The organism is Paraburkholderia fungorum, assembly GCF_046027605.1.
Taxonomy (GTDB): Bacteria; Pseudomonadota; Gammaproteobacteria; order Burkholderiales; family Burkholderiaceae; genus Paraburkholderia; species Paraburkholderia fungorum_F.
The window spans coordinates 12,883-33,392 of record NZ_JAQQEF010000035.1 but is presented as its reverse complement, the minus strand read 5'-3'; the positions used below and the strand labels follow the sequence as shown (position 1 = coordinate 33,392).

Sequence of the window (20,510 nt, the reverse complement as noted above, 5' to 3'; positions counted from 1 at the left end):
CAAAGCTGTTCGCTTTGCGGGAACGCTCAAACCCCGAGCGCTGCAATCTGAATCCCACTGGATTTTTTAATTATGTGAAATGGTAGCATCGATGTGGCCTATCGCAGTCATCCACTAGCTGTTCGGTGCTGATTTCCAGTTCACCCGTCCAACCCTTCAAAAAGTCGAACTAGTGTGGATGGGCTAGTGAGTGGACGGTCGCCATATGCTTGAGGCGCTCCAATAAAGTTAACGCCCAGCGGTGCATTCGATTATGGCGCCCCGTTCGACGAGTCATGTTTAGGAAACAAGGGCGATCGGGTTACGCCGCCAGCACGCAACATACATTGACGCGTCTGGGCTCGGACGGCCGTATTTCCATCTTACCCGAGACATGCCGCAGCACCTTCAAGCATCTTGCGCAGGGAGGACTTGATGTCGATTTCGCCAAGAACTCATTTTTTCTTGCGCAAAGTATCGACCACGGCGACGATCGCCAACACCAATATGGCAACAACTATAACTATACCAATCAGGTCCATTACCATCAGTCGACCTCGTGCGCTGACCTATCTAACGTGAACTTTTCACCCTAAAATCCCTCTTCCGTAAAACTAATACAATAAGCCGGCACTCGCATTCCTAGCTTTCTAGTATGCTTTTTAAGGCTGCTTCCGCGCCCTTTTCCGACCCTTGACCAGAACAGGGGCGAATCTGTGTTGGTCCATACGCTCCGTATTGAAGCACATCTCGACAACGTGCATGGTGAACAAAGATTGGCACAGAGCTGCACAAGCTCGTCACGGTCCAACTCAGTCGGACCCCGAAGTGAAAGCAAACGACCGTTCCAAGACCACAGTGAACAACGGGCTAGCGTACGTAACATATCCCTAACCATGCCGGGAAGCAAACAGCACATGCACCCACCGAATGGTCAGCCCCAACGAAGCGTAGGCAGAGGCCACAGTGTCATTCACCAGCAGCACGACAATCCGCGCCGGCCCCGCCATCGACGGTTACAGGGCACGTACGCCAAGGTGAATTGTTGGATCGCGACGGCCGCTGGATAGTCGACCAGAAGCGCCAGTGTGCGAACGTCAGATCTATCGTCGCTGGTTTACAGCAAAGCCACATGCTGCAGCCGTCCTCCGTTACTACTTCAACGCCAGTTCGACACGAGCAATGGAACAGACACCGGCGAGCACTGCGTGGAGACCCCTCGCTGGACCTGCAACGCACTTGCGACCAAGCTTCCATAAAACCTGTGATGCAACGCTGTTAGCTTGAATCGAACTCGATAAAGCGGGATCATCAGACAACCTGATCCATCAAGAGATGGATCAAGTGTTTGCCGTACGCATTTTTTCGACACCAATTGGGCCAACGTCAGAAATCGATCAGCATCAATCCAGCCATTTCGAAATGCGACCTCCGTCCGGGCACAAGACTACGAGACCTTGCCGCTTTTGAAGCGTCGCAATGAACGCAAATGCTTCGATTCGCAAAGTATCGCTCCGGATCGTGCACGTGATAGGCGAACACGGAAGCACCGATCGTCTATGCGTTTGCCCGTTTCAATTGCGCAGGAAGATCGTGTCCGTAAAAAAATGTTACCTCCGAGCACGAGCGTCACCTCATCTGGACCTATGAAATCACGGCCAATAATGAACACCGGCGCTAGTCCATCCGGCGAAGGCTGTACCGTATATTGGATATTCACTCCCCATTGACTACCACCACCAAGCACTGACTCGAAACAAGACGTATCCCGAGGGGTTGGAATTATCAATACGTCACGGATTTCCGAAATCATTAGAGTTGATAGCAGGCAGTAAATCATCGGCTTGTCGTAAACCGGCAAAATCTACTTTGAAACAGCATGCGTGATAGGATAAATCCGCGTACCGGAGCCGCCTACCAAAATAATACCTTTGCGTGCCACGATCGATTTCCTATTTTTTGGGTCGCGCAGTTATTTCGTTGATTTATTAAACTGCACCTGCGGATATTTGCCACGCGCCACCGCATCTGCGTTAATTACTCATGCAAATCGAGCCAAGTCACTGCGACTAACGCAGTGTATTAACGGTCAGATAATCTTTTCCGTGAAGCGGCGATGGCAAACTGAGCAAGTCTAAATGGAAACAACGACAATTGACTCACCCGCGGCCAGGTGCCGACGGTACGTGGGGAAAGGATCGGGAAGTCGAAGCCTTTTCCGGGAACGCTAAAAATGCACCCCAAATCCTCAAGCGGTCATCGTAAGTGCCCCTCGCACAACGTCCGATACGTGAGCGGTGGCGCTGGCAGGCAGATGCTTCCCCAAGACCGAATCCACGAACCCACTAATGCTGTACTTTGAACGAATTGCAGGGGCAATTTCTCGATATGGTCGTTCTAAAAACTCCAATGGTATGGACGGACTATGTCTGTCAACGACGGCGATATTATCAGGATCAAAAAAATCATACGCCCGAATTTCTACGTTTGTTGTGATGAGCTTCCGGCGCGCCCCCAATACTTCGAGGGTACGCATAGTCAAACCACGTTGGGCCGAGTGCTGAATGTCAATCACAGCGCGTGAATTGCTAACAATACGCTTCACGTCGTTCTGCGCCATTTTTTTGAATGAAAAATCGCTTGGCTTTGTCCCGAACAGATTTCTATCGGTGGACCGACGGATGCAATAAAGCAGTGGCGATTGCAAATAGAAAAATGTAAAAAAGCTCTTTCCCGGACAAGCCGCCTTGAGCGACTGCACCACGCGGAAACGATCTTCATGGCCGGTTCCGATGAAGCACATATCGTACGTCGGAGCACTATTCTCATCAATACTCGCATAGTGCGGTGAAAAAAACAACGGCTGAAAACCTATATCGAATCGACTGGAATCTTCGGGATCGAAAGTAAATACGCTGTCGAAATACGCCAGATTGCCTAAAAGCGCTGGCTTATTTCCAAAAGAATCCCAAAGATACCAAACGATTGGTGTATTGGGAAACTCACGTTTCAACCATTTCAGCAGAATCGGCGATATGGCCTCCCCCTGAACGATCCAGATCGCATCGTAGGATTTACGTGCAAAATCGGCGACTTTGGATCTATAGAATCGATCTGCATACGGCAGAACCAGCTTTCGATTCAGGCGAATCATAGCCTTGCCCGCACTGGAATCGAATGGGCGGTCCGGCAGAAAGTCAACTTTTACGCCACGATCGCACAAGCATTGCGCTAGCAGTTGATCATATCCAAAGTACAACGGGGCTATGAGGAGAACCGTACTCTCAGTTTTCATTTTTCAATTGATGCGTTTCGCTGTCTGACTACCTTCGCTGGAACTCCAGCGCACACGGTGTCGCTGGGTACATCTTTCACCACCACGCTATTTGCACCTATTATCACCCTTGACCCGATTTCTATTGCACCAAGTATCTTTGCCCCTGCACCCAGTGTGACTTCGTCGCCGAGTGCAGGACGAAGATGTGGATTGAAGTCCATATCGAGTTGGCTCGCGCCGATCGTAACCTGGTGGAAAATCGTTGCATTGGCACCTATCGATCTTGCGCCGATAACCGTGCCTCGGGTATGAGGGAAGAACAATCCAGGTCCGATCTCTATTTGTGGAGATGCCTCGAGACCAAACAGAATGAAATTCAACAGAGAAAAGAGATGCGCAAGTTTTCCACGTCCTCTTGAGTGAGCAGCATGGGAAAACCGGAAAAACGCCACTGGCAGAAATCTGACTGATCCACACGCGCAGACCAAGACCCACCATGATGCTTCGACCATGGGCATTCCCTGCAACCCCCTCAGTCTGTTCAGATCGGCGGTCAGCACATTCTTTAGATTCACAGCGACAATCCCTCAGTTAAAACACAGCTTTCTGGAGGTCGCAACTAAGCAAACGTGTTGTACACGTACATGTGCTTGTTTGCAGACACATCCCACGTAAACATCGCAGCACGCGCGTATCCACGCTCAATATAGTTCGCTCTGACGCTCGAGTCAGTGAATCGCTTCATTGCGTCTTCAAATGAATCGACCGATCCCGCCTCCGCTAGCAGGCCAGCGTCCCCTACCACCTCAGGCAGCGACGACGACGCCGAACATATAACTGGACAGCCTGATGCCATGGCCTCCAGCGGAGGCAATCCAAACCCTTCATAAGAAGACGGATACAGTAATGCCAGTGCGCCGCAGTAGAGCCGTCCCAACTCAACGGGCGCCACTGTCCCGATTGCCTTCACCGACTTTTCGATGCCGAGGCCTTGAATCTTTGCCAGTTCGGGTGCAGAAAATGGAGAGCCCGTACAAATGAGCTCAATTCCATCAGCTGAAAACCCCCCTGAGGCAAACGCCCCGAGTGCAACATCGAAGTTCTTGTAGCCAGTTCGCCCTCCAACGTAGATGAAATACGCGGAACGTTCGCTGCGCCCTACCGAACGTTGCCCGAGGGCGTCGGCCGCACCTTCTCTGGAAAAATTATCGCACCCATGGTGAATCACGAATATCGGCTTGCCCGTCGCGTGTCTGCCGTAGTGCTCGAGCAAATCACGTTTCGTCGATTCGGAAATGCAAATGATCGCATCAGCGTTTGCCACGGCTCTATGTCTCTCAAAGAGATTGACGGCTGCTCCTATTCCCCCCGTTAGTCTCTTCTCGTAGATAAGATCGTGGATAGTGACCACGTTCTTCGTCTGCTTCGAGCGCGTGATCCGGAAGTGGCTGGAATGAAAGACCCGTGCACTTGATTTCGGCCGCAAGAGACGCGAACGGACACTTCCTGTCGAGAACGAAACCTGCCCGGGAAGCGATCCACTCACTCGGGTAGTCAGCTCGCGCCAGTACGTCGACGCTCCGCCAAAACGCTGAATATTAAAAATAATGTTGTCAAAGTCTATTAGCTCTCGTGGCCGCATAGTTCAATACTTCTCTTGAATATTATTCGGGCAATTAGATGGACTTCTCAACGTCCGAGCTCGTGCGGACTGCTCTATCCAGATCGCCGAAATCAGCAACAAGCCCACCGGTGTGAAATATCCCGAGCCGCGAATAAACATCTCAAGTAGGTACCCGGCAATGACGCTAGCAGAAAAAACCTGCAAAATATCGGCCTTCCGTTTTGCGCGCGCGACACTCCTAAGGAAAACTATCGCTGTCGCTGCTTTAATTGCATATAGGGTGGCCAGCAAAAGACCTAGGAGGCCTCCTTCGCTCACAAGTTTCGACAAAGTAAAACCTCCGTCGAAAACGTTTAGATTTTGCCCCAAAATCGCATAAATCAGATAGCCGGCGGCACTGCCTGATTCTGTCGTGCCGAGTTGTTGGAAGCCATACCCGATACCATGTGTGCGTGTCCAAGCTTCCGCAATAAATTGCCAGCCTTGAACAAAAACCAAGGCTGAGAGATTCTGATTTTGATCAGAAAAATCCAACCTGTCCAAGTAGTAGCTAAGGTCGGCATTCAGCAATAGCGGGGTGCCCGCAAGCAGTAGCACGAAAATGTAGCGCAGCGGGATACAGACCGCAGCCGCTATCAAGCAGGCCGCAACAAGCGTCACGTTTTGAAGCACAGCGGCAATGATGAGGAACGAGCCGATATAGAACACTCGCCTCATACCACCCGAGGTTACACAACCGAAAATCAGCAATGGGGCTACAGTAACAGCCAGATGCGAAGGCTCAGTAAACGGAAAAACGGGCTTGGGATAGTCCCCACTTGCTACCTGCGCCAACCCGGCGCAACCTAGCATGCCGACCAGCCAGAATACCGCCAAACATAGACGAGCCGCTTTGACCAGTTCGTCAGTGGTCGAAGCCGCCAACAGGTCAGCCATGGCCGCACTGCCAGCAAGACAAATGATCAGGATGAACAGCGATCCGAGGGCTTTTGGGTAATCGATTGGCGTGAAGGCGGAGGCTACCACAGCATGAACAGTGATAACGCCGACGATGATTGTGATCCACTTGAAAGCGCGGGCTCGGACGCGCACCGGCGGATCAAGAAGAACTAACACGAAGATCGCGATGCAAGCGACCAATGCTGTACCGAGCGCCATGGAAGACGCCAGCTTGCTGTAAAAAAGCAGAGTCGGTACGAGCAACAGAAACAGCAACAGGCTACGCATAGGCGCCCTGCTCGGAAACTGATGCAAGCCGCATTCACTGGCTTGCTGAGATTTCATATCTTTTCCTTGGCGATCTGCATCCTAAGTCCCTCGAATACACCTTTCCATCCATGCGAGGCAATCGCCGGCCGCAGAAATAGCAGTTGCGGAACGCGCGTGGCCAATGCGTAAGACAGTGCGAACGCTTTCTGAACGCCCACGAGATTCTTGCGGATGAAGTACATCCGGTTGCGATTGACGAAGCGCAGGCTAAAAGGCGATTGGCCTCCGCCGGTCGAGCTGCTCACCTTGTGCAAGACCACGGCTTGCGGCACGTAATGAATATCGATCCCACGTGAAGCCATTCGCCACACGAAGTCGGTGTCGTCGTAGTAGACAAAGTAGGCCTCGTCCATTCGACCCACTTCACCGAACACGCGTGCATCAAACATCATGAAGCACGTCGGCGCATATCCAACTTTCCGCGCGATATCGAACTGGCCCTGATCCTTCTGGCCGACGCCGTAGTGAGGTGTTCGCACGGTCCATGGATTGATATGGCCGCCGCCGTACCAGATGAGATCGGACTTATCGAAGTACATGATTTTTGGCGTTGCGACACGCGCGGAATCATTCGAGACCACAGCCTGCAACGTTCGGATCGTGGTGGACGAGAACTCAGTATCGTTATTGGCCAGAAGAACGAGATCGCAGCGATCATCCAGCGCGAGTTCTATCCCCTGATTGTTTCCCCGCGCGACTCCAACGTTTGCATTGTTGAAAACCACGGTCGCCTGAATGCCATGCGACTCCGCCAGCTTCTTGCTGAGCAAGGCGCCTGAATCCGATGCACTGTTATCAATGACGTAGAGATGCATCTTCACGTCGATTTGTGCTGCGAGGCTTGCGAAGAAGCCCGGCAGGACATCGTCGCTATTGAAGAGCACCGTCACCACGCCAATCAGGGGGGTCTTGGAGGAGTCAGACATTATCTTTCCGCTATTAGGCAGGGTTACCTGCTGGGAGGTCGTTCACTTGCGACCACCGTCGTGTATCGGGATCGTATATCTTGAGCACGCGCGCGGGAGAACCCGCAGCCACGCAATAGTCCGGCAAGTTACGGCTTACCACCGAACCCGCGCCAATCACGCAACCGCGTCCGATATTCACGTTCGGCAGGATAACGCTATGTGTGCCGACAAAAGTCCCTTTGCCGATACGCACGCTAGTTGCCCGGTCGGGCAGCCGATCTCCTATCTTTTCACTGGTATCCGGCGGGTCATGCGGGTGGTACGTGTCGACAATCACGCAATATGGCGTGATCGACACATCATCTTCAATGACGACCCGGGACTGACACACTATGTGCGCGCCCTGCTCTATGTTGACCCGGTTGCCGATAACAAGGCGCGCTTCCCAAGTTGCAACAGGATTCCGGATGATCTCGAGACGTGCACCGTCCCGGATACAAACCTTATCGCCGATAAAAATCGACTTTGGATATGTCAAAAGTACCGGGGAGAAAAGTATTGAGCCTTTCCCCAGACTGCCAAACCGTCTGCGCCACCAAACCAGCGACACGACGCGCCAAAATACCGACTTAGGACTCATGGAGTCAATCTCCTGGACGGGTGATCGCCGTCCACTCGCCGGTTTCATGGTTGAACCGGGCTATTTCGCGAGCTGGATTGCCACCCACCATGGTGTAGTCCGGCACAGAACGCGTCACCACGCTGCGCGCTCCAACCACGCTATGCTTGCCGACCGAGATCCCGGCCAGAAGCATCGATGCGAAGCCGACAAAAGCACCGTCGCCTACGTGCACCGGGCCCTTGCTTCGCACGCTTTGATCCATGATCAGCCCAGCTCGCGGATCGAGTCCGTGTCCGACGTCCGAGATGTAGACCTGGTCGCTCAGCACGCTGCCGCGACCGAGACAAATTGAATTCACACAGTGGAACTGACAGTCGTGTCCAACATAGCAATCGTCCTCGATAATCAATCGAGGAGTAAACACTTGATCGAGATATCGCTCAATGGGTTGCAGCAGGCAGTTCCGCCCGATAATGACACGATCGCCGATCTCGATGCAGTGTCCACTCGTCCAGCGTACGGGAAATGTAATGCGCGTGGCGCTGCCTAGGCGTCGCAGGTCCTTCGGACGTCGGATTTTCCAGCGCACGCTTCTGATCAAGCGAGCTAGTGGTCCTCCTTCGAGCAACTGGCTGGCGTACCGATTCTGCGAGTAGCCTACCGTGTGATTAGAATCCATGACCCCAACGTGAATATTTGCGACAACAGGAAGATACCCATGAGTCGGAAGCGTGAATGCGATGGGCACATATCAAGATTCAAGGTGATCCAAACTGTGTAAACAGCCGTCACGAGTCCGGTTATTGCGAGGGTCGCGAGAAAAGCTGTCTCTCCGAATACGAAACCAGCAGCAAGCGCCACCGAACAGGTTAATGTGAGTTCAAGGATGACTGGTCGGCTTAGTTGACCTGGCCGCCCCCCCGATGAAAGAAGAACTGAATAAACCATCGTCATCGATCGGGCGATGGTCTGCAATGCAAGCCACAACAGCGAGTGCCGAACCTGGTCAGGGGGCGAAACGCCCGCTGACCATACTCTCAGCAGAACAGGCAATGCGTACCAGACTATTGTCAGAAACAAAAGCAGCATCAATCCAGTCATGATTGGCGCGAATTTCATCCATCGCTCAAGCGAATCCCAATGCCCCGCTAGACGCTTGCGCCCCAATGGAGCAAGCAATGCTGACGCGGCAGCGGCCACCGTCCCTACAACCACCAGATTTAGCGTATAGGCCAAGTAGAACGCACTGAAGTCAGTAGGCGACAATATCGACATGATCGCTGGCAACCCGTACTGGATCGCAGCAGCGCTGATCGACCACACAATGAAAGCCTTCAAGAAGGGCCTCATCGCTGCGTACTCGTCCTCCGTCTGCTCAACAGGCACCTTCTCGAGCAGATCGCCGCCTTTCAGGACCTTATGCACCAGATAAAGTCCTATACACGCCCCCAGTGTCAACGAAGCCGCCGCAAGCTGCGGGCGACCGGCTACGAGCCAGCAAAGAAATCCCATACCGGCCAGTGCGCCTAGTCGCGCAAAAATGGTGGTAAGCGCGACATTCCAGTTCCGCTCGCGGGCGAAGTAGCGGCCAAATCCCGGCTGCAGCATGATTTGCCACATTTGCCCAGCGACTAGAAGCGCGACAAGCGAAACAAACCCGGCTAAGCCCACATTCCTTAATGGAACTGACCAACCATGCAAACCAACCGATATCGCCAAGATGGCGAAGATAGCCACACAGCTCAGACGCTTCGCATATTTCGCCGCCGCTTGAACCACGACCATCTCGCTCGTTGTCGGCGAACGTTCTAGTAGCCTCCTAGTCACCACCGTCGACAGATTCGCTGAAAACAACGGAACGAGCGCTGCCAATGACATAGCCAACGCCCAGATTGGGAATCCGTTGCTTCCAAAACTGCGCGTCGCGATTGCCGTCAGTCCAATCTGGAAAACCGTTGCGCTGACACCGGTTACCAGATTGGCGAATGCATTGGACGCCAAGCGGCGCGATATCATTCCGACGTCTTACCCAGTCCCAAGCTGGCCATTTCGCTTTGCGCCTGAGCCGAGCGGTCCTCGAGCACCGGTTGCGTTTGCACCCAGCGACTAAATGCTCGCAGACCGTCTCGCAACGATACGGCTGGCGAGAATCCAAGTAGTGAACGTGCGCGTGCACCGTCCGCATAACAATGCCGAATATCTCCAGCGCGGAAGTCACCAGTAATTTGAAACTCTGACCGGCTCTCGAGACAGGTCCGGAGTTCCGCCGCCACATCGAGCACCGAGGTAGCCACGCCGCTACCGACGTTGACAGTCGTGTAGGCCGGGAGTTCAGCCACCAAGGCGAGCGCGATCGACTTCACCACGTCGCTGACGTGCACGAAATCCCTGCTTTCCTTACCGTCCTCGAAGATGTTGATCGGCAAGTTCTGACGCATGCGATTAGAGAATATCGACAGAATTCCGGTGTAAGGATTTTTCAGCGACTGACGCTCCCCATAGACATTTTGGAAACGCAATGCAACAACTGTTATTCCATATGCCTCGGCCATGACGCGGCCCATCGTTTCGTTTGCCAATTTAGTGGCAGCGTAAATCGATGACGGTTGAGGCATGACCGTTTCCGGAGTCGCAATTAGCGTCAGCGAGTTTCCTTGTTCGTCAATCGGGTCGAACAGACCGGCTTTGAGTCGATTCGGGTCCCGCGAGCCCGGCACCACGATTTTGTCGCCAAGCCGATACGCGCCCTCACCGTAGACAGACCGGCTCGACGCAAGGATCACGCGCCGAACATGTCGATGCTTCGTTGCAATCAATTCCAGCAACGTGGCCGTTGCCTGCTGGTTGACTTCGTAGTAATGCGCAACACGATACATGGATTGTCCGGTCCCAGTCTCCGCAGCAAGGTGGACGACCGCATCGCATGAGGCCAACGCAGTATCCAGTGCATCCATGTCTCTGATATCCGCCCTGACAAACTCCACTCCCGTATCACGATCCATCCAGGGCACGTCCAGCTTCGGGATGCTACCGTGGATCTGAGGGCTTAGATTGTCGAGCACCGACACCGCATTCCCGGCGGAAAGCAATGTATCCACCAACCATGAGCCGATAAAACCAGCGCCACCTGTAACAAGGACTTTCATAATATATATTTCAATATCGTTAATGCATCTAAGATCGATCGCGTTGTGAAAACCCGCGGCCTGGTCATCTGTCTACTTTTTCCACACGGCCACTGCGTTTCAGCGGAATGCATCCGCTTCATACGCGGCCGTCTACAGGCGCTCTCTGTTACTGCTCGCGCTTCGGGAGACGGACCATGCCTCGCGAACTCGAGCAAGGCTCTCTGCGTATGGCCCCGCCAGTTTGCTCTGGGAAACCACAGCCATAACGCCTCCGACGATCAACCCTGCAAGTAGGCCGCCGACGACGATGAGCAATCGCTTAGGTCCAGATCGTCTCTCGGGCGGCCTCGCTACATCGATCACCTGCACCAGGGGACCCTCTTTCGCTTCGTCAATCCGTGCGAGCTCGACTTGCTTGGTTAACGTGTCAAGCATCGCTTCCTGGTATCTAAGGTCTCGGTATGCGCGCACATTGTCGAGTCCTTTGGCGTCGCTTGCAGCATCGGGCCGGGCAGCATCAGTGCCAGCCTCAAGCTCGGACAACCTCTGCCTAAGGCCGGAAAGCTCGGCTGCGGACCGCTTCATTTCCGGATTTTCCGCAGTCGCAAATGCAGCCATCGAATCCATCTTGACCTGTACCGCGACAATTTCCGCACGTAGTTCGGCAGCTTGCCGAATGGCTGCCTGAGTTTGTGCATCTATGCTGAGCAGGCCGGAGCTAGCCTGCGCAGATCTTAGACGCATTTCTGCATCCGCAATCTGGGTACGTGTCCGCGCAATTCGGTCTTCCAGAAAACGTCGCCGCTGCTGTGCCTCGGTTACTGCCACCCGGTCGAGAAGCCGGCGAAATTCCGGGACAACTTCGTTTGCCAGATTCGCAGCGAACATTGGGTCTCGGTCCTCAATCTTCAGCGTCAAAAGACCCGATTTCTTATCGGCAACGACGGACAGCCGCTTCATCAATTGAGTACGTGCGTCCTGCATCGTATCGGCCCGGTAACGCGTTTTAAGATCGAAATGATTAATCAATCCGTCTAAGACCGACTCACTCACCATCAGGCTGGCATACATCTCATCGGAGCTCTTCACGCCGAGTCCAGAGCCGGCCAAGCCTGTTAGAGCCCCCAATCCCGCTAATGAACTAGCGGTCGCGCCTATCGACTGCTGCGGAGGCAGAATGAGCGTCGAAGCCGTATAGGTTGGTGTCTTTATCAGTGCGACTGCAAGCGCTAGCCCGGACAAAATTGCAGTCGTCAGAAAGACGACCTTCTTTCCACGACCCAACAACTGGAGGACTTGCAACGCGGATAGCAACGCCGGGTTTGGGACAACATCGGTTGCCATGTCGGCGCCTTTGTGCGCGCCACCTTGAAATTCCGTGCTCATGTTTATTTAAGGACCTGAATCGCAGCCGCACCCAGACCAAAGTTCGCAAGCACTTGCGACCAGTCTTTGAGCCCCGCAACAAATTTAGTCATCGGCGACCGGCGATCCAGTTTTTCCGGCACCACAACCGCATCGCCTGGCATCAGATCAATTGATCCAAACGAACTGAGCCACCCTGTGCCGCCCGACGAAATCACACTTCCGTCCGCACGCAGTACAAACGCTGAGCGCATGTCCGCTGCATCCTGCTCAACGCCTGCAATCTTCAAGGCATCGTCCACCGTGCGATGCGGCTTCCAGATAAGCGCATTTTCATTGTCGACGGCGCCAATCGCCGTGACAAAGGCCGGCACGGGCGGCACGTAGATCGCGTCGCCGTCTTCTAGTGGAAGATCGGGCAGATCCGAGATCCTACTGGCTCGCGTATCAAGCTCCAGCGAAACTCGGCCCGTCGGCTTAAGGGAGCGCAATCGGGCAATTTGAGCGCGTTGTGCGTTAACAATTTGTGTCTGCAATAACGAGTTGTCACTGCTATTCGGCAGATTCGCGATTGCAGCGGAGAGTTGACTGCTGCTTTGCTGTTCAGCGCGATCCAACGCGGCCGTGAGATTCTGCTGCTGCTGGCGCCGTGTCGCCTCTCGAGTAAAGAACGTTCCGAACAGATACCCTTGCGGCGTGACCCCCCCCGCCCTCTGCAACACCTGCTGCAGAGATTCGCCAGCATGCAATTGGTAAACGCCGGGTGCGCGCACTTCCCCATCGACGCGTACCAGCCGAGAGCTGGTCGCGAGCGGATTACGCAAATCTTTCTTACCGAAGATGGTCACCACGTCACCCGGTTGGAGCGCGATGTTCGCACGGGGATCTTTCCTCAGCACCACATCGCCGAGATTGAAAGGGATCAGCCTCTCGCTCAGCGTCGCACGATCGAATCGCTCGATAACTGCATAGTTCCAGTTCGGTTCGTCGATGAGGTTTTTAACATCGCCCGCTACCTGGTTCGCGTCAGCGCGCCTCTGGCCGTCGAACTGAACCAGCACGTTCTTGCGCAGAAAGTAATCGGGCGTAAGAAGCGCCTCCGGATCTGGGATCAGATCGGCTAGCGTCATATTCGGCTTATACGGATACCGCAACGGCGCCGCGACATTGCCGCGTAGTGTCACTGCATTCGCAAACGCCGGACTTGTACCGAAGAGCGTAACGATATCCCCGTCCTTAACAGTACTGGCGAGGCCCTGCTCATCGAGCTTGCGTTCTTCGACCGAGCGCGGCGCAGAAGGATTGTCCCGGTTGACACGTTCGATCTGGACCTTGTCCGGTGTGGTAAGTGCCGTGGTCCCGCCCGCATAGCCGAGCAGACCGCGCAACGACTCTTCTTGACCGCGCAACTCGTATATCGCAGGAGAATCGAGTGCACCCATCACTGCAACGCGGGGTCCTGCCGGGGGAATGACAATCACGTCGCCTGGCAGCAGATGCACGTCGCCCGCCGCACTGCCTTGCGTGATGAACGCATACATGTCTACGGTGGCAATCACTGCGCCGCCGCGACGCAGCTGAATTGCACGCATAGAGCCCGTGGGAGCGGGACCGCCGGTCGAAAACAACGCGCTTACCAGCGTCGAAAGGCTCGATATGGTGTAGGCGCCGGGCGCCATGGCCTGCCCCACGACGTACACCTGAATCGACCTGAGGCGGCCAAGCGTCGCGTTGACACTGAAGTTCGTGTAGTAGCGCCCAATCTGTTTCTTCAGCACGCTATCGAGATCGGACGCGCGAACGCCCGCAACCACCACAGTGCCGACCTTGGGAATGGCGACCTGCCCGTTACGGTCGACCACCAGGTGCAGATCGCCTTCCACACCACCCCAGGCATGCATCAATATTTCATCGCCCGGTCCGATAGTGTAATCGGCCGGCGCGGGCATATTTTCAACCGCGCCGTACGCTCCCCCGCTACGCGAGAAGAGGTTGTAGCCGAACAACGGCAACCTCTTCCCGGTATTCTGTGTTACGAAATTCTCGAATTCAGTCGGTGGCGACGGCTGCGCGCTCGGCGCAGACGCCGGTCTACATCCGTCTGTCGCCCCATTAACGCAATCCATGCGATGCACATTGGTCGCTGCTGCCGACGGATCAGCCGGGTTAGCATTGTTACCCGACGGGTCGTTCAGATTGACCACACCTACATCGCCCAACGATTGAGATCCGCTCGCCCGCGCATCGCGTGCGATAGATGGCAATGCAGATACACCACCCGCCGAAGACACGTCACTGGATTGCATCGACGGCGGAAGCGGCGGCAATGCCGGAATTCCTGTCGCAGCCGTCTGCGCATACGACAAGGGCGCAATAGGACAGAGCATGACCGCAAGGACGATCCGCGCGCGAGTTGCAAAGCGGCTACTAATTAGGCGAGACAAACGGACATGCGGCAAAACTCGGGGCTTCTTGAACACGATCATCGCTCGAACAGCAAAAACTTTTAATGGGACAACAGCTGGCGGGTAACGCGACGCAGTTGACATTAGAACCACACACTGCGCGTAGACGGGTGGTTCCGGGTTATTGCTTCTCGGCAACGCACTCCGCTTCACAAATCTCGGCTGCGTGGGACTCCTGATCGGACATATTCTCAAACACCCGCTCGACAAGCAACGGCGGCCGATGCCGTGCAATCAACCACGACGGTGTGCGAAATTTGACAATGGACGAATACAAGGAAACGTACAGCGCGATAAAGAGGATCGTGGAAGCAAGAAGCCACCCGCGATCGTCCCAGAACAATGTAGCCGGCACCACCGCAAACAGGTTCAGCACCCATAGATAAGGTGATGTCATCGAATTACGTCGCGTGCGCGTGCGCAGTTCAGACGCTCCGGCGCCAATCAGCATGACGCGACGATAGATCAACGTATGCAGATGTACGCCATCGGGCGCACCCGGCGATGTGCCTCGAACAAACTTGCGCCGGTAGATGGAGAATAACGTTTCGAACAACGGATACAGCGCCACCATTGCATAAGATGCCGACACCTCCGGATGTCGAACAATCAAAAGCACAAGCGACTCGCCCAGCATGAAACCGATGAAATACGCCCCGCCGTCACCTAGAAAAATCGCACCCCCCGGAAAATTCCAGATCACGAAACCGAGAATTGCGCCGATCATCGTCAGCGCGACCGTGAGCACGAGCGGGTCGCCAACTTGATACGAGACAAATGCGATCGACGCGAAGATCATCACCGACACCGTCGACGCGAGCCCGTTGAATCCATCAATAATATTGATCGAATTGGCCATGCCCGCTACCGCGATCACAGTAAAACCGATCGCTACCGGCGCCGCACTGAGTGCGACATCGATCAGCGGCAAATCGAGGCGTCGTACGATCGCATTAAATGCAAAGCAAGCCAGCAGCGTGGCGAGCATGGTGCTCAGCAGACGCACACGAGGAGAGACCTTTTTGGTCAGGTCTTCAATGAAGCCAGAGCCAAACGCGGGTAAGGAACAGCACACGAGCCAAAACAACTCATCGCCGAGCCCCGTGTTGACGACGATGGCCGCGCCAATGCACACAATGACTGCGATAAATATGCCCAGACCGCCAATGCGCGGAACGGGCGCAACGTGGAATTTCTGCACGCCATCGAGATCATGGTCGAATAAGAATCGCCCAAACTGAGGTGAAAAATACACTACCGCCCACGTCACAGAAAACGACGCTGCAAATGCCAATGCTATGCCGATCATCGAACGACTCTTTTTTGTGAATACTTTGTCCGTCCGCATCAAGTCGCGAAACATGCTGCTTAGCATTGGTTCGACAACCGTGCCCCCGATACGAATTTCCGCTGACACCTTAAAACAATGCTTGGCCTTGCAAAGTTAGCGGCATTGCGCCCACCATGAGGGTGGAGGCGCACAGCTACTCCGCCGACCCGATCGGATCGTCCGGAAAGAACATGCCGGGTGTTTTAAGAAATACGGCGTCAAAGGCTATGGAGACGCTCTCTCAGTCAATTGTTTTTTACCGCGTTATGTTGCCTCGACAACGTAAAAATGATTGCGGCAAGTCTAGCAAAAAAAAATCGGAGCGTAGCTCTTTGTTACTAATTAGCTACTCAATTCAGCGCGTATGTGCAGTTGCGCTAACGCAAACGTTTGCGACTGCACGGCCACACTATTACAACATGAAGACAAGAATACGATTACGGCGCAAGAACTTTCACGTAACGCGCTCACCTCCTTACGGCGCATCAGGTTCACCGCCTGGGCCATACCAAAGGCTGCGTGGATCATTCATGTCGGTCATGTTGTAAAGCGGATACTGGCGATCGAGCTTTGCGCCACCATCGCGCGTAAGTGGGGACCAACGGAGGTCCGCAACACCACCGCTCGAACGCGTCATCATCGCGTCAAACGGAATCGTTACGTAGATACCCTTGTCGAAACTGCCCTCACCAAACTCAGCGGACGACACATTCGTTTTAGTTGCGTACGCACCCATAATTACGCCGTTATGAAAGTGCCGCGAAATGTCCAGGGTTACGCCCTTGTCTTTGGCAAGGTACTGCCCGACGCTCAGATTCACCTGCACGTTTTGCCAACCTGTATTCCAATACGCCGTCAGATGGCCCGTCAGCGCCTGATAGTCACGCAGAGCAAAGTCCTGGCGGAAACCGCGCTGGCGCACAGCGTTCAAGTCCACACCAATCGCAAGCCGGCTGTCTTGCGGGCGATAAAGCCACTCACCACCCACACCCGCAAACATGCTTTCAAGTAAACCGCCGTACACGCTGAAGTACTGGTCATTGCCGAGTTTGCCGAATTTCGTCGCCTGGAGGAAAGGAATCGTCACCCGGGAGGAAGTAAGGTACTCGCGCAAATAGGTCCGCACGCGTGGCAAGTCGCTTGGCGCGTCGTATGTGAACTTGTTGTAGTTGTTGACAAGACCGACATTCAAATCGCCACTGAGCCAGAGGTCGCGCGTCAACCGAAACTCGGCCAGTGCGTTCGCCGAGAGTTGATACAGAAGAAAGCCATTGGGGCCGCCGAGTGTCTGCTGGTAGGCTGGCCCGACGGAAATATGGAAACGTTTGGGTTCTTGCTCGAATACCGGAGGCAGCATATCGATCGATTGCCGGGTGAGCGGCACATCGTTCGTCACGACGGCGCCCTGCTCCTGCGGGATCAACGCCCGCGTGTGACTGGCCAGCCATTGCGCGCGCTGCACCCGGAAGTCGGCGACCGGTACACCATATCGAAGCGGGACGATGCGAAAGCTGCGCACTTCGAGCGGCGCGTCGCGATTCAGGATGGTGGCAACGCGGTCGATCCGGTCCTGCAAATAGAATGCGTCGACATAGTCGAACTCGACCAGCAACTCCGGCCCAAGCTCCCGAATACTCTGAATGTGCCATCCAGTTTGTTTCTGCAGGTCCGCGACCGTGGTACTCCAACCCTGGTCGGCAATCACTGGGACAATCCGCGAGACCGGAGGCGCCGTGCTGCCAGCGGGCGACGGTGCCACCACAGGCGACGCCGCGCCGATCGCCGGTTCGGTAACTGGCGGGCGCGGCGGATCTCCAATCTTCGGCATCGAAGCGTTCGCCAGATTGCCGTGCAGCGACACGCCGAACATCACTTGCTCGCCCCGCTCATACCCCACTGTCAGATCGACATGGCGGGTCGCCCGATATACAACGCCAACGTTGATCGGCGATCTCGTTGGCAATACGGTGCCGAATGGCTCGTGCTTGTAATCATTGCCGTCGTATTCCAGCTTCAAGACCAGCGGTTCCCATGGCGTCTGGTATTGGACACCACCGAAAGGCGACGTACGGCCACGAAACCAGCTACCTGTATTGATCGCGCCACCGCTAGCTGTCGAAGCATCGTTACGTGTATTGAACCTGCTGCTCAATACTGACAAAGGATTCGACAGGTCGCCGCGCGCCCCGACGTAGCCCCACCCGAGTCCCAGACTCCAATCGAACGGACCGGTGCGTTTGCTTGCGACCAGATATTCGCCGGAGAACAACCCCGTTCCGGCAATATCGCGGAAGCCAACAGCGAACTCCGGAATGTAAGCAGACTCGCGCCAAAGCCGGAATTTCACGTCAATACTCTTGTCCTTGTAGGTCTGCGTGCCGCTCAACGACTCCGGGCCATACAGGTGATTACTGAGGTCGGAGTAGCGGAAGCCCACTTCCAGCCAGTCGAGCGGTTGAAGAGTGAAATTGAGCCGCGTATACGGTGTTACTTGACTCAGACTGATCGACCCTTCGCCTGCCTTGTTCATCCGCGCGGTCGGTGTCTGCAGAATACCGACGGTGCCCCAGTCGCCACCGGTAACAGGGAAACTGGACGACCGCGTCGGCGTGCCAAAGAAAAGTTCTGTCTGCTGACGCGGCGCTGGCCCGGACTGTTGCAGCGGAGCGCCGGCTGCGTCGAAACCCGATACGCCCTGCGTCGCGAGGAAGCTGGCGATAGCGAGCGACACGTCGGGGGTCCAGATGCTGCCGCGGTCGGGTGCCCATATCCAACTGCCCGGCGCGGGTAGATCCTGTGCGCTGCGATTCCATGCAGCAACCTTATTCGCGGTGACGGTGCCGTCGGGCTGCGCGATCCATGCCATGTCGGGCGCCGCGCTCGAGTCGCACGCCAATACGTATTGCAACGCCTCCACGTCTGGCGCATGGGGACGCACGCACAGCGTGCCGTCCGAGCGAACCACAGTCACTGTCGAAGGACGATCGGGTATGACGATGACGTCGCCGCGCTCCAGATAGGGATCTTGCGCAGCATTGGTCTGCAGCCAGTGAGCGTCGGCGCTTTTGACGACGACGCGACCTGTCGCGTTACGCGCGGCGATCAGATCGGCAATCCGGTCGCGCGCGGCCAAGGCACTGGGCTTCAACGCGGGCAGCGCATTGATATCACCAAGAAGGCGCTGACGGCGCTGCTCCTGAACGTCCACTTCCTTTGCGGATCGCCAGCTCAATCCCGGACTATAGAGCGCGCCGGGCTTTGCACTGGGTGCGGCAAGCGGGATGCTGGTCTCACGGGCAGCAAGCCAGTCGCCGAGGTAGACGGGGACCGCAATGGACTCGTTCACGCCGGCCAGCGCATGCATAGGCAGTACGCAGGCGAAGACGCAGGACAGCCACGCGTAGCCGCAGCGGTCGCGGCTCGCAGTTTTCTTTATGGACATGCTAGGAATTGGCGGGCCAGCGTTGCCAGCTAATGCATAAGGACTGGTTGAGACACTGCTCGCCGTAGATCACCTGCGATTTACCGCCGATGGTCCGCACCGCGTAGTGAGATGGCGGAAGTGCCGCGCTACCGGACGATGATTCTTCGAACCACTGCAATGAGCCATCAGTCTTGCCGGAAAAGTCTGTGCCGCGCGGCGCCCGGACCGGAGTGACGGTCAGCGTGTCGGTCAGCCCGTATTCGTAGCCTGGCATGACGTCGCGCCGGCGCGTGATTTGCACCGGCTGCTTCACCGTATTCCAGTCAGGCTGCGCCGATAGACTCACGTTAACCCATTCGACCGGCAGCCCCGCACCGCCGACGAATCGCCCATTTTGCAGCCGCACTGTTTCTTTACCACCACCGCTATACCAGGTTTCGACCGGGCCAAGCGGATCGTTGTCGACATAGCCGAGAATCAACAACGTCGCCCGACCACGAATGGACACGCGCAAATAGCGGTAACGATTGTCAAGTTGAGCGCTCCCCACCTGACCGTCACTGGTGTGGCGAAATAGATTAGTGACATCGACGATGGCCTGCATCGAGGTCGAGCAACTGCATAGCAATGTGATGCAGCAAAGCGAAAGCAGACGCGCCAACATGTTTTAGTTCGAATACGGCATACATCTCAGGCGCAAACAAAGGGCCCCAACGGGGCCCTTTGCATTCAGCCGAGCAGATAAGTGCAATAGCGTCAGTTCGTACCAGTGGTACCCGTCGTACCAGTGGAGCCACCCCCGCCGCCCGCAGCCGCAACAGCTGCAACCGCAGCCGCCGCTGCAACGCCGGCACCGACAGCAGCCGCCACACCGATGCTCACACCGGCGAAAGTACCGGCGCCCGCGGCACCAGCTGCGCCAGCAACGGCACCAGTGCCCGCAGCACCACCACCGGCGCCCGCACCGGAAACTTGGCCAGCCACTGCCGCCGGAGCCGTCTGCGCAAACGCAAACGAAGGCGCGGCCAACGCCAGTACAACCGCCGAAGCAATCAAGGTCTTCATAGTTCTTCTATCTCTTCTGGAAGGAGGTCTTCAACTCGGAACGACTAAATCCGT

Annotated in this window: 14 protein-coding genes and 1 pseudogene; all 15 read right to left on the bottom strand. The window is 55.5% G+C overall.

Features of this window, described 5'->3' with window-relative positions; genetic code table 11:
• Positions 1-1,290: 1,290 nt before the first annotated feature.
• Positions 1,291-1,921, bottom strand: a pseudogene (locus PQR53_RS34820) (sugar phosphate nucleotidyltransferase).
• A 306-nt stretch (positions 1,922-2,227) separates the two neighbouring features.
• Entirely contained in the window at positions 2,228-3,274 is a 1,047-nt protein-coding gene (locus tag PQR53_RS34815; RefSeq protein WP_408464493.1) for a WaaS/CpsH family glycosyltransferase, read from the bottom strand.
• Entirely contained in the window at positions 3,271-3,831 is a 561-nt protein-coding gene (locus PQR53_RS34810; protein ID WP_408464491.1) for a serine O-acetyltransferase, read from the bottom strand. Before PQR53_RS34810 ends, PQR53_RS34815 begins: the two co-directional genes overlap by 4 nt.
• Before the next feature lie 44 nt (positions 3,832-3,875).
• Positions 3,876-4,898: a glycosyltransferase family 4 protein gene (locus tag PQR53_RS34805; RefSeq protein ID WP_408464489.1), complete on the bottom strand. Its 1,023-nt coding sequence runs from the start codon at positions 4,896-4,898 to the stop codon at positions 3,876-3,878.
• A 3-nt stretch (positions 4,899-4,901) separates the two neighbouring features.
• Entirely contained in the window at positions 4,902-6,164 is a 1,263-nt protein-coding gene (locus tag PQR53_RS34800) for a hypothetical protein (RefSeq protein ID WP_408464487.1), read from the bottom strand.
• A complete protein-coding gene (locus tag PQR53_RS34795; protein ID WP_408464485.1) occupies positions 6,161-7,039 on the bottom strand; it encodes a glycosyltransferase family 2 protein in 879 nt (292 codons plus the stop codon). Before PQR53_RS34795 ends, PQR53_RS34800 begins: the two co-directional genes overlap by 4 nt.
• A 49-nt stretch (positions 7,040-7,088) precedes the next feature.
• On the bottom strand, positions 7,089-7,697 hold the full coding sequence (locus tag PQR53_RS34790) for an acyltransferase (RefSeq protein ID WP_408464483.1): 609 nt from the start codon (positions 7,695-7,697) through the stop codon (positions 7,089-7,091).
• 4 nt (positions 7,698-7,701) lie between these two features.
• Positions 7,702-8,280 carry an acyltransferase gene (locus PQR53_RS34785; protein WP_408464481.1) on the bottom strand — a complete coding sequence of 193 codons (579 nt, stop codon included), beginning with the start codon at positions 8,278-8,280 and terminating at the stop codon, positions 7,702-7,704.
• A gap of 56 nt (positions 8,281-8,336) precedes the next feature.
• On the bottom strand, positions 8,337-9,680 hold the full coding sequence (locus tag PQR53_RS34780) for a hypothetical protein (RefSeq protein ID WP_408464479.1): 1,344 nt from the start codon (positions 9,678-9,680) through the stop codon (positions 8,337-8,339).
• An 11-nt stretch (positions 9,681-9,691) separates the two neighbouring features.
• Positions 9,692-10,825, bottom strand: coding sequence for an NAD-dependent epimerase/dehydratase family protein (locus PQR53_RS34775; RefSeq protein WP_408464477.1), 1,134 nt, complete (start codon positions 10,823-10,825; stop codon positions 9,692-9,694).
• A 132-nt stretch (positions 10,826-10,957) separates the two neighbouring features.
• A complete protein-coding gene (locus tag PQR53_RS34770; RefSeq protein ID WP_408464475.1) occupies positions 10,958-12,193 on the bottom strand; it encodes a GumC family protein in 1,236 nt (411 codons plus the stop codon).
• Positions 12,194-12,195: 2 nt separating this feature from the next.
• Positions 12,196-14,652 (bottom strand): polysaccharide biosynthesis/export family protein, encoded by a 2,457-nt coding sequence (locus PQR53_RS34765; RefSeq protein WP_459251638.1) that lies wholly within the window; start codon positions 14,650-14,652, stop codon positions 12,196-12,198.
• Between the two features lie 106 nt (positions 14,653-14,758).
• On the bottom strand, positions 14,759-15,946 hold the full coding sequence (locus tag PQR53_RS34760; RefSeq protein ID WP_408464567.1) for an MraY family glycosyltransferase: 1,188 nt from the start codon (positions 15,944-15,946) through the stop codon (positions 14,759-14,761).
• Between the two features lie 496 nt (positions 15,947-16,442).
• Complete coding sequence (locus PQR53_RS34755) at positions 16,443-19,409, bottom strand: YjbH domain-containing protein (protein ID WP_408464473.1); 2,967 nt, start codon at positions 19,407-19,409, stop codon at positions 16,443-16,445.
• A gap of 1 nt (position 19,410) precedes the next feature.
• On the bottom strand, positions 19,411-20,055 hold the full coding sequence (locus PQR53_RS34750) for a hypothetical protein (RefSeq protein ID WP_408464471.1): 645 nt from the start codon (positions 20,053-20,055) through the stop codon (positions 19,411-19,413).
• Positions 20,056-20,510: the final 455 nt, after the last annotated feature.

Coding starts and splice junctions, on each gene's coding strand:
- PQR53_RS34750 (WP_408464471.1), bottom strand. CDS start 20,055: ATGTTGGCGCGTCTGCTTTCGCTTTGCTGCATCACATTGCTATGCAGT.
- PQR53_RS34770 (WP_408464475.1), bottom strand. CDS start 12,193: ATGAGCACGGAATTTCAAGGTGGCGCGCACAAAGGCGCCGACATGGCA.
- PQR53_RS34805 (WP_408464489.1), bottom strand. CDS start 4,898: ATGCGGCCACGAGAGCTAATAGACTTTGACAACATTATTTTTAATATT.
- PQR53_RS34760 (WP_408464567.1), bottom strand. CDS start 15,946: ATGATCGGCATAGCATTGGCATTTGCAGCGTCGTTTTCTGTGACGTGG.
- PQR53_RS34790 (WP_408464483.1), bottom strand. CDS start 7,697: ATGAGTCCTAAGTCGGTATTTTGGCGCGTCGTGTCGCTGGTTTGGTGG.
- PQR53_RS34775 (WP_408464477.1), bottom strand. CDS start 10,825: ATGAAAGTCCTTGTTACAGGTGGCGCTGGTTTTATCGGCTCATGGTTG.
- PQR53_RS34755 (WP_408464473.1), bottom strand. CDS start 19,409: ATGTCCATAAAGAAAACTGCGAGCCGCGACCGCTGCGGCTACGCGTGG.
- PQR53_RS34815 (WP_408464493.1), bottom strand. CDS start 3,274: ATGAAAACTGAGAGTACGGTTCTCCTCATAGCCCCGTTGTACTTTGGA.
- PQR53_RS34800 (WP_408464487.1), bottom strand. CDS start 6,164: ATGAAATCTCAGCAAGCCAGTGAATGCGGCTTGCATCAGTTTCCGAGC.